Genomic DNA, 13,130 nt, shown 5'->3' with positions numbered 1-13,130 from the left:
ACACCGCCCAGGTGGGCGAACTCGTGCGCGCTGCCGTCGGTGGTGACATAGGCCAGAGTTGCAACTCTGTCAGCGTAGCTGCTTTGGTAGACAATGATGTCGCCGGCGTGCTCGCCGGAGATCGCACTCGCCGCCTCATTAGCAGAGTTGAAAGATTCGCCAGTGATCACCACGACGTGTTCGCCGTTCGCACCCGAGGCCGCACCGCTGTAGAAGCTGCTCACCGGGTAGCCGGACTGTATGCTGGCGTTGTTGACGAAGTTCGCGCCAAAACCGTCGTTGTAGAGGCCTACCGCATCGAAGGCGAACTTGTCCTCCGCCGGGTTGAAATCGGTGATAGTGGTAATGTCCGACGTCGACCCGACAACCCCAGGCACCGGATTGTGGAACTGGAACACGAACGTGTCACTGTCGGTGCCCCCGGTCAACGTGTCCTGGCCGTCACCCACGTAGAGGACATCCTGGCCGGGACCGCCGCTGAGCCTGTCATTGTCCTCACCGGAGACGCGCGCGTTGAAGCGGCCGTTGTCGCCGGAGAGATCGTCCCAGCCATCTCCGCCGAAGATGCGGTCGTTACCCTCGCCGCCGATGGCTCGGTCACTGCCCGCGCCACCCGAGATCTCGTCGTTGCCGCCACGACCGTCAATCCAGTCACCGCCCTGGAAACCCTCCATCCAATCTTCACGCTCGGTGCCGATGAGTGTTTCGGCACCCGCGCCACCCTCGATAATGTTTGCCATCGAAAAATACTCCTAATGATGTCCCTGCCTGAGTCGTTCATATTCGTCATCGGACAATTGGAGAAATCGATTGCTTGGATAGGCACACATTTACGAAATGGATGCACTCTCGTTCGCTTCGCCGAGCCGTTGCGGGCTCGCAGGCGGCGGGGACCGGAAACAAGCGCTCTCGCAGCCAATCGTCCAGCCCGTCAACGCGGTCGGCCGAACAGGTTTACCAAACGGAACGGTCCCGCCGTGGCGGAGATACCGACGCACCGTGTTGCGCGCGCACCCGAATTCCTTCGCCCATCGGTTCGCTCCACCAGCCAAGTTCATGCAGCCGCAGCATCGCTGCTACCTCTTAGGCTGAAGCATCAGCTCTCTCCACATCGTTCTCGACAATGCAGGAATCTCCCAATTCCAATCGCCATCCATGCCTCCTCTCATAGTCGAGGGGGGAGCAGTTTCTCAATTTGCGGACAACTGAGACGTCCGGTGCTCTTAGGCAGAGGAATCATACGAGATCCCTCCTGCAACATCATTTCACGCATCCACAAGCTTGCCGGATCACTATTGTGGAGCGCAGGCCATTGGATGGCCTCCGTGAATGCGGGAGGAAGTGGTGGCGGAAGTTGGACAATCCGCAGGGGTGTTGTTTTTGCGAAATGCTGCGCCAGCCGTAAGGGCATGGTCCCGATGCGGCTGGTGCCGGATACAACGGGCGGGATCAGGCTAAAGCCGTGTACGACAACTTCGATACGTCTCTCGAAACCGTGCTCAAGCAGATACCATTCCTCGACGGAGAGCTGCCGGGTGTCCCCGAATTTGAGGACAACCTGCCCCATCGATAAGTATCGCTCCAATGTAAGTGGCTCTGACAGCTGCTTGTTCGTGCGGCAGCCTACGCATACGAGCTTATCTTCGAACAGGGCTGCGCGAGGATGTTTCGACATGAATACTTCCGGCATGATCAGAAAATCAACGTCGCCGCGCCGGAGAAGCTCCTCGGGGTCGTCGGAAATAGGGAGACATTCAAAGCGGACGGCGGGAGCTTCCCGCGCAGCACGTTCTACGATCTTCTTAAAAAATACGAGCGTGATGTAATCGGAAAGGATGATCCGGAAGCGACGATCCGATTGGGCTGGGTTGAAGGCGTCCCAGGAAATAATCGATAGCTGGATGTGCAGCAATGCCTCCCTGACTGCTGGGGCGAGCCCCTCAGCGCGCGGTGTCAAAATGAGCTCGCGGCCGCTCATCGTAAATAGCTCATCGCTGAAATAGGCGCGTAACCGAGCAACGGCGGCGCTCATTGCCGGCTGGCTCAGGTTAATACTGCGGGCCGCCGCGGTGACTTTACGTTCCCTGACCAGAGCGTCCAACACAACGAGGAGGTTCAGATCGAGTCCTTTAAAACGCATGTCTTGATCTAGGCGGCGTGTGAATGGGTTGCGCCCAAACATCCAATTCGAATGGTGAGTAGCGTCAACGCATCAGCCTTCGACGAAAAAGAGCAATCGAAAAGAAGAAGGGCAAAACCGTGTATATGCAAAGCGCGCCGATATGCAGGCCCATTTTGTCAATCGGACGGCCAAGCATCGCTGGACGAATGAGGTCGATTGCATGTGCGAGCGGCAATAAGGAGGCAGCATACTGAAAAGCGCCGGGCAATTGGTTGACCGGAAACATCGCGCCGCAAAGGAACAGCATGGGTGTAATAACAAGCGTATTATAAAATATGAAATATTCATAGCTGGGCGCAAGCGCCGTGACGACCATCGCTAGACTCGCGAAGGCGAGGCCATTGAGAGCGATGACTGGCAGCAAGCAGAGGATGGATGGCCACGATGCGTATCCGAGCGTGGTGGCAACAATAGTGATTGCTGTGCCCGCCATGAGGGCCTTCGTGGCTGCCCACGCCAATTCGCCGAGTAAGATATCGCCGAGCGTCAGCTGAGTGCATAGCATTCCTTCCCAGGTGCGCTGGTCGCCCATGCGGCCGAAACTCCCGTAGACCGTTTCAGCGGTCGCCGATGCCATCACGCTTGTGGCAACCATGCCAGCCGCGAGAAACGCAATGTACGAAGTGCCCTCAACAGGACCTATCATTGTTCCGATGCCAAAGCCGAGACCGAACAGATAGATCATCGGATCGGCGAGGTTGCCGAGAACCGATGCAAGCCCGATTTTCTTCCATCCAAGATAGTTGCGGCGCCAAACCGCGACCCAATTCCACGCATTGGCGGGCATGCCCGCCGCATAACGTTCGCCCATTGTTCAGTCCTCCATCTCGCGCCCGGTTAACCGCAAAAACACATCCTCGAGATTGGGGGGACGCTGCAGAAGGCGTAGACCCGTGCGCCCGCGTAGCTGCGCCAGCACCTGCTCCGGATCGGGTGCATAGCAAAAAAGCGTCTCACCGCTCACCTCGATGCGCTGTGCGTACGGCCGGATCAGCGCACCCAGTTCATGCGGATTGCCGCCGTAGACCTCGACCACGTCACAGCCGATCTGCTCGTCAATGAGTTCGGACGGGCGACCTTCGGCGATCTTGCGCCCCTCCTCCATAACGCACAGCCGATCGCACAGCCGCTCGGCCTCTTCCATGAAATGGGTAGTCAAAAGAATAGTCTTGCCCCGCGCCAGCAGCGATCGCAGCCGATCCCAGATCAGGTGGCGGGCCTGCGGATCGAGGCCGGTGGTCGGCTCGTCCATCACCAGCAAGTGCGGGTCATTGATCAGCGCACGCGCGAGCGTCAGGCGCCGCTTCATGCCGCCGGACAGTTCGGCGACGCGCGCATCCGCTTTGTTCTCGAGGCGGGCGAACTCAAGCAGCGATGGTATGACCGCATCGATCTGGCGTCTGCTCATCCGGAAGTAGCGCCCGAACACCAACAGGTTCTCGCGTACAGTGAACGCGGCATCAAGATTGTCGAACTGCGGGACCACGCCGATGCGCATACGTGCCAAACGCGCGCGCGCCGGCACTGGAGCGCCGAGCACAGTAATCTTCCCGGCATCAGGCGATGTCATGCCGAGGACCATACGCGCAATCGTGCTTTTGCCCGCGCCGTTCGGTCCCAAGAGCCCGAAGCATTCCCCCGCCGCAACGCGGAACGACAGCCTGTCGACAACGAGCTTGTCATAAGTTTTGCTTACGTCAGTAAGGTCGATCGCTACCATGGACATGGGTTCATTTTACCGAGAGGGACGACAAAACTGGCGGTTGCTTGGTTGCCTGCCGACCTGAAACTGTGACTCGTCTTCGCCATCCCCGCCGTCGATAACGAACTGATCGACATCACAAGGATCTAGCCGCTGCTCCGCTAAAGCGGCAACAATTGCGTCGAGATTATCGATGGATTGGTAACGCGGATCGTTGTGCCGCTTTTCCTGGTCAACGCAGAAGACGAGCCGTCCATCCTCGACCAGGGCGATCGCCCCATCATGGGTCAGCTTGGTACCACAGATGCGCATAGTGTCTCCACGTTAACGGCGATAGATTCGATTCATCAGGAAGCGGAAATCGGGTTCCGGAAACGGACGAGCAAGCAGTCTTCGTTGACCGACTCGCCCCGACACTCAAGACGCTCTACCTCGATCAACGTTTCGTTCAGCATGGCGATGACCGGCTCAGCACCAGCGGCGTGACCCCAGCGACGGCAATTAGCATCCCTTGCCGATCCGAAGATCAGATGCCCGCCTGGCGCAAGCACCCGCACCAGGTTTTTGACGGCCGCGCGCATCTCGGCTATGTCTCCGAGGTAGTAGAGGACCTCCGCCACAACGATCAGGTCAAACAACTCGTTGGTCGAAAACTGTTGAACATCGGAGACTATCCAGTTGATGCGCGACGGCTCCTTTATCCGTTGACGTGCTCGAGCAATCGCTTGCGCCACGACATCGATGACGGTGAGCCCTTGGCAGTAGGGGGCTAGTTTTTCCGTGAATGCGCCGGCAGCGCACCCGACTTCGAGGGCATTTGTAATGGAGCCTTGGGCAAGCGCCAGCTGGAGCATTTGCGTGTGGCGCTTCTGCTCGAACGGATTGCCGTCGAGGCGCCACGGATCGTCTGCGGCCAATTCCCGATCAAGCAACTGATGATTCGCGTTCTGGGTCAAACTCGTGCACCTCTCGTCCATCAGGTAAGTAGCGATCACTCGTCGCCGCAAATGTTGTCCGACAGGACTAATTCCGAAGAATCCCGCGCAAGATTGAGCCTGCGAAGCGGAGCCGAATGGGGCGAGAATTCTGCCCTGCTGGAACCAGTGATCGGAGTTTGGGTGGGGGCCTGTTTTCCCCCAGTGTTCGATGTAGCGACAGCAGAGCTTCGTGACAGCCAATCGCTATTGCTCAAGGTACACAGCGCGTAGGCCTTCAACGGAAGCAAGAGAAAGACGTTGATGAACGTGTGCAGCGAAAAGCCAAGAAATCGAAATTGTCGAGCACGAAATGCTACCACGCTGCATCGGAGCATGGTCATGGACACAATCATCAGTCCTGTCCACCAAGGCACAGTGCCTGTCAGTGCGAAATGTGCGAGGCCCGTTAATACCGATAGGGCGAGGAGTAGCGCGCCGAGATTCTGTCCGACCACGTCCAACGTGAGATAGCTATTTAGGCTAGGCAGCAAGCGCAGCCCAAGCAGCGTGTCCCGGAATGTGCTTCGTGCCCAACGGAGTTGTTGGCGCAGATACGGTCCGAGTCTGTTCGGAACGACTGTGGCCGCGATGGCGCTTGGAACGTATTCGGTTCGAAAGCCTGCTTTCAGCATCAGGATAGTGAGATGGCGATCCTCACCGAAGTCGCTTGGCTTGCCCCGAAAAAATTGCGACTCGTACTGGTCCAGTAACAAAAGGAGCGCAGACCGGCGGTACATGGCACATGGGCCGCAACAGCACATAACGGCACCGAAGCGAGCCTGTGCCGCGCGCTCCTCGTTGCAAGCCAGCCAGTACTCCATGTCTATCAGCCTGGTCAGCCAGCTCTCGGTTCGGTTACTGGCCGTCAACTGACCCATGACTGCGCCGACCGCTGAATCTCGCATCTTCGGTACAAGCTTGGAAATGACGTCGGGTGCGAGTACCGTGTCTGAATCAACGTTAAGCACCAGATCCCCTGATGAGCGGCGTATCGCGGCGATCTGCGCCTTGCGCTTTCCAACATTCTCGGGAAGCAAAATGATGTCGAACCTGGGGTCGCGCGCGTAGTCTTCGTGGACAGTTCCTAAGGCTTCGCGATTTCCAGAACCGTCATCAACCAAATAGACCCGAAGTCTTCCGGCGTATTCTTGGTCTGCAATGGAAGCCAGGCACTCTGAAAGCGTGCGCGGATCCTCGTTGAAGCAGGGGACGATGACATCCACGCTGGGCAGTTTGTCGGAGCCGACGAGAACCTCCAACGCCGACGAATCCTTTGTCGGCATAGCATAAAGCCCTTGCATGCTCTTATAGGCAGTCGAGAGCAGTGCATAAAGCGAAATGGCCACAGTGCTGGTTGTACCAAGAAGTGTCATGGGATCTCGTTTGTTCAGTGATGTTGAGGAAGTGAGCGGATTACAAATCCGCGCTCACGCAGTGCTGGAATCAGCCGGGACAGCGCCGTGACCGTCTGGTCGCGCATGCCGGCGTGAGCGCCCTGGCTCAACTCGCCGGGAGGGCATCCGTCGTGCAAGAGTACAATTGCGCCCGGCCGGACAGAGGCGAGCACTCTATCAATAATCGCCTCGACTCCAGGGCGAGACCAATCTCGAGGGTCGACGGACCAATGAAGGGCCGCCAGCCCGGCGATCTGTGATGCTGTGCAGACTTCTTCGCTCCAGGCGCCGTAGGGCGCGCGAACAAAGCGGACCGAGGCCTGCGGGCACGCTCTCATGATGGCGTCGTTCGCTTCAAAGACCTCACGTTGCACTTCGCCGAAACCGCATTGGTACAGGTCCGGATGAGACATCGTGTGGTTGCCTACCTCGTGCCCTTCTGCGATCATCCGTTGGATTAGATCTGGGTGCTCTAAGGCGTAGGCGCCGATGACGAAGAAAGTCGCCGGCACCCGCTGCTCTGCCAGCACGTCGAGAATCTCCGGTGTGAAAAGTGGATTGGGACCGTCGTCAAACGTCAGATAAACGCTTCGACGGCCGGTGCCGTCAGAGCACTCACGGCGCACTTCGTACAAGCAATCGGACCAGCTCATAGCTCTGGTCCGTTCCGATCTATCATCGTGCCCGTGGGCCATTCGCTGATCGGCCGTCCAACTGGCAGAACAATGGTGAGTGCGTCATCGATGCGTGTGGGCGGCAGGTCGAGGCGGGCCTCTGGTCGGGTGGAGCGCACGCGAATTCCCGACAAAACGGCCATAGGGCTGTATCGCCGTCCGAACCTCTCAACATGATTCCGCAGCGCGTCCCTGACCGTTCCGAAAGCGAATGGAACGCCAAGCTCCTGCAGTATTGGAAGCATGACATGGATTGAATGGGCGATTCCCAGACCCTCAAGGTCCGGACGTACCCCGTACAGGCCCAGCTCAGCCACCAACAGGTCGACCGCGTCGACCTTGATGAAACGGCGCAGTATGCCCATGTGAGCCGCTACACCGCTTGAATCATAGGCGATTACGCGGAGTTCAGGCCTGGCTCCGGCCCAGCTTCGACTACCTTCGAACGGTTCTGCGTTGGACGCCCCAGTCGGCCCGTACGTATCACGAAAGAACTCGGCGAGCTTAACGTGATCGGAGAGCTGCAACTCGTTTTCCCAGCACAACTTCCACTGCACCTGATGGCGCATTCAGGACCTCTCTTCATATTGGTTTTTGCGGCCGCATTACTCGACCAAAGCGGCGTTGGTGGCTGCACTCAGCCGTTGTCGTTGGCGAAGGTGAGCCAGACGCTCTCTCGAGTTCCGGCCCGTGTCGTCGATTTGAGCTTGACGTCGCTCACTTTCCGTTCCTCTAATGCATGGCTCGTAAATTCGTAAAATTGATTGTTTGAATGATACGCATCCACACGTTGGATAGAACATGACATGCGTTTTAAAGGGCTGGATCTAAATCTCCTCGTTGTGCTGGACGCTCTGATGAGGGAGCGTAAAGTCACTGCCGCGGCTCGCAGTATCAACCTGAGCCAGCCGGCCATGAGCGCCGCCGTTGCTCGGCTACGCGCCTATTTTAACGATGAGCTATTTACGATGAACGGCCGCGAGCTCATTTTGACGCCGCGCGCCGACGGGCTCGCCCCAGCAGTCCGGGACGCATTGCTGCACATCCAGCTATCGATTATTTCCCCCGACGCCTTCAACCCGGCCCAATCGGATCGTCTCTTCCGAATCATGCTTTCCGATTACATCACGCTCGTATTTTTTAGGAAGATAGTAGAGCGCGCTGCGCAGGAAGCTCCCGCCGTTCGCTTTGAATGTCTGCCTATTTGCGACGACCCCGAGGAGCTTCTCCGGCGCGGCGACGTTGATTTTCTGATCATGCCGGAAGTGTTCATGTCGAAACATCCTCGCGCAGCCCTGTTCGAAGATAAGCTCGTAGGCGTAGGCTGCGGCACGAACAAGCAGCTGTCGGAGCCACTTACATTCGAGCGATACTTGTGCATGGGACATGTTGTGCTCAAATTCAGGCACACCCGGCAGCCCACCATGGAGGAATGGTATTTGCTCGAGCACGGTTTCGAGAGACGTATCGAAGTTGTCGTACAGGGCTTTAGCCTGATCCCGCCCGTCCTGTCAGGCACCAACCGCATCGGGACCATGCCCTTACGGCTGGCGCAGCATTTCGCAAAAGCAACACCCCTGCGGATTGTCCAACTTCCGCCGCCACTTCCTCCTCCTGCATTCACGGAAGCCGTCCAATGGCCTGAGCTTCACAATAGTGATCCGGCAAGCATGTGGATGCGGGAAATGATGTTGCAGGAGGCATCTCGCCTGGCGCCTTTGCCTGAAATCATTGAGCGTCTCGGGCACGCCGATCCGACCTTTCGTTTCTTGGTACCGACTGCCACCTCGAAATCGCGTGCGAAGTCCCGGAAGATGTTAAGCCCCACCTAATCGCCCCCTGTAGACGGGCCGATCAGCATCTCGACAAGCGCCGGCGCGGCGCGTGTTGCCTACGTTCTGGGGCTGATCTCAGGCGAGTTGCTCGTCGAGGATGTGTGGCAGAGTGATGCCAGCTGCCTTGATTGCCCGCCTTGGCCGTAGGTGGTGACGACGCGAGCATTCTTTCGATGGCGGCTTCTGGAGGCGGACGCGATCGCGTCGGAGCGGTTGCCCTTCGGGCGTCGGGCCTTTGGCCCGGCAGAGCGGCGCAGTTCCTTGCTAAGTGCGAGGGGCCCGAACGAGCAGAACACACGCCCGGGCTGCTACTGAATTGACTGCCGCCTCGATTTGCGTGCGAAGTCCCAGAAGATGGTTAGCCCGGTTAAATTCCTGCCTTGCCGCTGTGCCGCGGCTTTTCACGTGCAGCCAGGCGAGGAGATGGCGGTCGACGAGGTCGACCCCCAAATGGACTGTGCTGGCCTCGCTCGGCTATTGCCGTGCGGGATCATTGACCACACCCCCTTCACGAGAACGTCGGGCATGTTGGCAGTAAAGCCGGTGGAGGTTGACGCTGCGGATCTAGGCAATCTACCTCGCGCTTCCGCCTTAAGGCGCCGCCGATACCCAATTGGCTCTTCGTCCTGGGCCGCGGCTAAGGCCCGGGGGTGCGCCCACCCGTGTGGAGGGACCATCATTCAACTTTCTCTCGTTATGAAAGGAAACTCCCGCTTAGGATAGACTCCTTCATATATTTTCCGGCAGATGGATGTCGAACGGCAGAAATGTCTGGCCGGGTGTTTCAGCGGTGCCGGTCTCGATAGCCCGTGTCATCAGCGTTATCAGCTCCTGGCAAAGCCGGCGCATTGGCGTGGCGACCGCCATCGTGACGATGTTATCTGCGAGCGCTGCCCGAGACTCAGGTGTGATTTCATTCACGATCGCGACGAGATCCCGACTTTTGCCCTCTTCTCGGAGCGCGGAGATGGCGCCCTCCATGCCGCCGCCGGCGACATAGAAGCCGACGAGCTCGGGCTCCCGCTGCATGAGATCAAGCGTTGCCTCGTAGGTGATCTGCCGTTTCTCGAGGTTCATGACCGGATCCAGCACCTCGAACGTGGGCGCGTTCTCACGGCAATAGGAGCGAAAGCCGACGTCACGGAGCTCGTGCCCCTGGAAACGGTGGCTGCCGACAAACACCGCCACTTTGCCGGGCCGTTTTGCGACCTTGGACACCATCCAAGCGGCCGTGCGCCCCACCTTGCGGTTGTTGAGGCCGATATACCCCTGTCGCACGCCGGCGGCGAAGTCGGAAAGCAGCGAGAAAACCGGAATGCCCTTGGCCTTGAGGTCCTCAACCGCTGCTGTGATTTTCGGGTGGTCCGGTGCCACCATCGCGATTGCATGGCAGCGTGCGCCCAACTCCTTGAGCGGCGCGATCAGGTCGCTCGGCATATGTGACGGGGCGAATTCGACGAGCGGAATGCCGTGGAAGGACTGGGCCAAATTGACCGATGCTTCGACCTCGCGCGCAAAATCTTGGTAGAAATGCTGGGCCGGTTTTCTCAAGATGAAGCCCAGACGGTAGTGCGGTAGGTCTCGCCGCAACCGCTGCTTGATTAGCCCGGCAGCATGATAGCCGATCGCCTGGGCGGCGTCGTGGACCCGCCGCGCGGTCTCCTCGCGCACCGGATGGCGGGCGTTCAGAACCCGATCGATCGTTGCTACGCTGACTCGGGCTTCGCGGGCGAGATCGGCAATCGTGGGGCGCTTGGTCATAGGTCCTATTCTGATTGGTTTTTGACGCGGGCCGGCTCTCTGTCCGCCTAGCGCGTTTCGGTTTCGGGTGGCAAAGTGAAGACGTCCCGATACGAATGGGCACAGCGTGTTGGACGAACATCATTGCAGACGTAAACCGGCCGGGTATACTGAAAGGCTCATTCGCTTAAAGGGCGGTGACGATTTGCACTCACACATTTAGCGCTTCTGATACATGGTCCGTGAGGAGCCGTTTAGAGGCTGCGGGTCGGTCGTTCAGTTATGTGACCAGCTAAGCGACTTGACAGGTCGTGGGCCGCCCACCTTACTTGCAGGAGGGTAGCCGGTTTGATGCCTCGGTAAGCTGATGACCGCTGAAGGCAGCTTTCATCTGTGCTCGGTCCAACTCTCCTTCCCAGCGTGCGACGACGAGGGATGCCACTGCGTTGCCGACGCAATTCGTCAGCGCCCGGCATTCGGACATGAATCGGTCGATGCCGAGTATCAGTGCCATCCCAGCAACGGGAACACTCGGAACTACCGCGAGCGTAGCCGCCAGGGTGATGAAGCCCGCACCTGTCACACCTGCAGCGCCCTTGGAGGAAAGCATTGCTACGAGCAGCAGCAGCACCTGATCGCCGATGGACAGATCCGTGTTCGTCGCCTGTGCGATGAAGAGAGCCGCTAGCGTCATGTAGATATTCGTGCCGTCCAGATTGAACGAATATCCGGCCGGGATGACGAGACCCACAACCGAACGCCTGGCGCCCGCCTTCTCCATTTTCTCCATCAGCGACGGGAGCGCCGCCTCCGAGGAGGACGTTGCGAGGACAAGCAGCAGCTCTTCCTTGATGTAACGAATGAGAGAACAAATCGAAAAGCCGTTGTAGCGGCAGACTGCGCCGAGAACCCCGAACACGAAGAGGAAGGCGGTGAAATAGAACGTCGCGACCAGCATCGCGAGGTTGACTACCGAACCGATGCCATATCTGCCGATGGTGAAGGCCATCGCGCCAAAAGCGCCGATCGGCGCGGCCTTCATCAGAATTCCGACGAGCTTGAAGACAGGCACAATGAGCGCCTGGAGGAAGGAAACGACAGGCTTGCCCGTCTCTCCGGCCATCGCAAGCGCCATGCCGAACAGAACCGAGAAGAACAGCACCTGCAGGATGTCGCCTTCCGCGAAGGCACCGACGATCGTTGGCGGGATGATGTTCATCAGGAAGCCGGTGACCGACTGCGCTTTGGCTTTTGCGGCATAGGTATTCACGGCCTGGACATCGAGCGAGGCCGGATCGATGTTCAGGCCGTCGCCAGGCTGGACGACATTGGCGACGATGAGGCCGACGATCAGCGCGAGCGTTGAGAAGGTGAGGAAATAAACCATTGCCTTGCCGGCGACCCGGCCGACCTTATGAAGATCGTTCATGCCGGCAATGCCGGTCGCAATTGTCAGGAAGATGACAGGCGCGATGATCATCTTGACCAGCTTGATGAAGGCATCACCCAGCGGCTTCAGGCTCTCGCCGGTCTCCGGATAAAAATAGCCAATTGCGACGCCGAGCGCGATGGCGGCAAGCACCTGGGCGTAGAGCTTGGTGTAGAAGGGTTTGCGGGGCGCGGGACTCGCGCCGCGGACTTGTGCAGCTGACACTGTTTCTCTCTCCCTGACCGGATCGAGGTGGCGTGACTTCTCCCGGGCTTCTCCCTATCGCGGCGCTCCGGTCGAACGCTGCACCAACGCCGCCGCAATACCCATGCCAGATGAATCCGCATCACCTGAACTGACGTGGGCTCGCCAATGATGGAGGAATGCGGTGTCAGACCAGCGGGCAAGGCCGCGGTCCGAACGCCCTTGATGGTCTCTGGCAGAGTGCTTGCGGGTCGATCCCTCTGGCTAGCGGCTTTGCTGCAAAAAGCGTGGTGGGTTCCTCATTAGCCGGCTTTGGACCGGGCCCCATCGTTGGCGCCAGCGCGTACCAATAGGTCGCCTGTTCAAGGCCGTCCAGATGACAGGCTAACTTACCCCTGTTCGGAAGCGCTCGTTTCTAGACAGCCTACGACCATCCAGCCACTGCAATCAGATATTCGGACGGCCTTTTGGACGACCAATTTTGCAAATCAACGCCCGCAGCAGGGGCAGCCGTTTCCAAGCGGTCGCATCGTAATCTGTTCAGACTTTTCGATACGCTCATTGAGTGTGCCGATTTCGGCCCCAGGCTGGTGATGGTGCTGACCAAGACGATGCGATTCAGAAGTTGCGGGCACCGCCTACGAAGTCGTACTCGATGCCAGCTTCGCGCCTTCACACGCGACATCGCCGCCGCCTGATCAACTCGAGAAAGATGGCGGTTGCCGCGACCGACCAGTGCCGTTGGCTGTTATTATCGCTCCCGCCCCTCCTTCGCGGGCGCTGGTGAATGGCACGGCCCCGCATTTACACTCCGCGCGGTCAGCGGCTCGGGCAAGGCATGGCCGGCCCAGGTATTTCTGCTTCAACGCAAAGATAGAACTGATGAATCCTATCATAGGCCGCGAGGTTTCCTTTCACAGATGAAAGAAAGCTCGATTGACTATGCCGCCTCGCTCCAGTCTTTTGAAAACAACGTGTGTTTGCCCGGGGCAA

At 58.7% G+C, this 13,130-nt stretch carries 11 protein-coding genes and 2 pseudogenes; 1 reads left to right on the top strand and 12 read right to left on the bottom strand.

What is annotated here, in order from left to right; translation table 11 throughout:
- From NKI35_RS25405 to NKI35_RS25360, 10 genes and pseudogenes are all read right to left on the bottom strand, one after another.
- On the bottom strand, nt 1-740 hold a 740-nt coding region (locus tag NKI35_RS25405), incomplete at its 3' end, for a calcium-binding protein (RefSeq protein WP_352741737.1).
- Between the two features lie 157 nt (nt 741-897).
- Nucleotides 898-1,157, bottom strand: a pseudogene (locus NKI35_RS25400) (hypothetical protein); the annotation flags it as partial.
- A gap of 8 nt (nt 1,158-1,165) precedes the next feature.
- Nucleotides 1,166-2,140 (bottom strand): LysR family transcriptional regulator, encoded by a 975-nt coding sequence (locus NKI35_RS25395; RefSeq protein WP_023806356.1) that lies wholly within the window; start codon nt 2,138-2,140, stop codon nt 1,166-1,168.
- Between the two features lie 64 nt (nt 2,141-2,204).
- A complete protein-coding gene (locus NKI35_RS25390; protein ID WP_023687364.1) occupies nt 2,205-2,993 on the bottom strand; it encodes an ABC transporter permease in 789 nt (262 codons plus the stop codon).
- 3 nt (nt 2,994-2,996) lie between these two features.
- On the bottom strand, nt 2,997-3,908 hold the full coding sequence (gene nodI / locus NKI35_RS25385; RefSeq protein WP_023706355.1) for a nodulation factor ABC transporter ATP-binding protein NodI: 912 nt from the start codon (nt 3,906-3,908) through the stop codon (nt 2,997-2,999).
- 54 nt (nt 3,909-3,962) lie between these two features.
- Nucleotides 3,963-4,196, bottom strand: a pseudogene (locus tag NKI35_RS25380) (carbamoyltransferase N-terminal domain-containing protein); the annotation flags it as partial.
- A 35-nt stretch (nt 4,197-4,231) separates the two neighbouring features.
- A complete protein-coding gene (gene nodS, locus NKI35_RS25375) occupies nt 4,232-4,861 on the bottom strand; it encodes a nodulation methyltransferase NodS (protein WP_031198788.1) in 630 nt (209 codons plus the stop codon).
- Nucleotides 4,862-4,875: 14 nt separating this feature from the next.
- Nucleotides 4,876-6,234 (bottom strand): chitooligosaccharide synthase NodC, encoded by a 1,359-nt coding sequence (gene nodC, locus NKI35_RS25370; RefSeq protein ID WP_023806352.1) that lies wholly within the window; start codon nt 6,232-6,234, stop codon nt 4,876-4,878.
- A 14-nt stretch (nt 6,235-6,248) separates the two neighbouring features.
- Complete coding sequence (gene nodB, locus NKI35_RS25365; protein ID WP_023806351.1) at nt 6,249-6,908, bottom strand: chitooligosaccharide deacetylase NodB; 660 nt, start codon at nt 6,906-6,908, stop codon at nt 6,249-6,251.
- A complete protein-coding gene (locus NKI35_RS25360) occupies nt 6,905-7,498 on the bottom strand; it encodes a NodA family N-acyltransferase (RefSeq protein WP_023694280.1) in 594 nt (197 codons plus the stop codon). Before NKI35_RS25360 ends, nodB begins: the two co-directional genes overlap by 4 nt.
- A gap of 237 nt (nt 7,499-7,735) precedes the next feature.
- On the opposite strand from NKI35_RS25360, the gene NKI35_RS25355 reads away from it, so the two are divergent.
- Nucleotides 7,736-8,761, top strand: a complete 1,026-nt coding sequence (locus tag NKI35_RS25355) for a LysR family transcriptional regulator (protein WP_023807977.1) — start codon at nt 7,736-7,738, stop codon at nt 8,759-8,761.
- Nucleotides 8,762-9,493: 732 nt separating this feature from the next.
- On the opposite strand, the gene NKI35_RS25350 is transcribed toward NKI35_RS25355, so the two are convergent.
- Together NKI35_RS25350 and NKI35_RS25345 are read right to left on the bottom strand one after the other, a co-directional pair.
- A complete protein-coding gene (locus NKI35_RS25350) occupies nt 9,494-10,525 on the bottom strand; it encodes a LacI family DNA-binding transcriptional regulator (protein ID WP_023672231.1) in 1,032 nt (343 codons plus the stop codon).
- Between the two features lie 304 nt (nt 10,526-10,829).
- A complete protein-coding gene (locus tag NKI35_RS25345) occupies nt 10,830-12,158 on the bottom strand; it encodes a dicarboxylate/amino acid:cation symporter (protein ID WP_023706359.1) in 1,329 nt (442 codons plus the stop codon).
- Between the last annotated feature and the right edge of the window lie 972 nt (nt 12,159-13,130).

Source organism: Mesorhizobium sp. M0676 (genome assembly GCF_040320535.1).
Lineage (GTDB): Bacteria > Pseudomonadota > Alphaproteobacteria > Rhizobiales > Rhizobiaceae > Mesorhizobium.
This window is presented reverse-complemented; position numbering and strand designations above follow the sequence as displayed.

Bases quoted from the DNA above. Each gene is read 5' to 3' on its own strand.
- NKI35_RS25360 (WP_023694280.1), bottom strand. From the start codon at position 7,498: ATGCGCCATCAGGTGCAGTGGAAGTTGTGCTGGGAAAACGAGTTGCAG.
- nodS (WP_031198788.1), bottom strand. From the start codon at position 4,861: ATGGACGAGAGGTGCACGAGTTTGACCCAGAACGCGAATCATCAGTTG.
- nodB (WP_023806351.1), bottom strand. From the start codon at position 6,908: ATGAGCTGGTCCGATTGCTTGTACGAAGTGCGCCGTGAGTGCTCTGAC.
- NKI35_RS25395 (WP_023806356.1), bottom strand. From the start codon at position 2,140: ATGCGTTTTAAAGGACTCGATCTGAACCTCCTCGTTGTGTTGGACGCT.
- NKI35_RS25350 (WP_023672231.1), bottom strand. From the start codon at position 10,525: ATGACCAAGCGCCCCACGATTGCCGATCTCGCCCGCGAAGCCCGAGTC.
- NKI35_RS25355 (WP_023807977.1), top strand. From the start codon at position 7,736: ATGCGTTTTAAAGGGCTGGATCTAAATCTCCTCGTTGTGCTGGACGCT.
- nodC (WP_023806352.1), bottom strand. From the start codon at position 6,234: ATGACACTTCTTGGTACAACCAGCACTGTGGCCATTTCGCTTTATGCA.
- nodI (WP_023706355.1), bottom strand. From the start codon at position 3,908: ATGTCCATGGTAGCGATCGACCTTACTGACGTAAGCAAAACTTATGAC.
- NKI35_RS25390 (WP_023687364.1), bottom strand. From the start codon at position 2,993: ATGGGCGAACGTTATGCGGCGGGCATGCCCGCCAATGCGTGGAATTGG.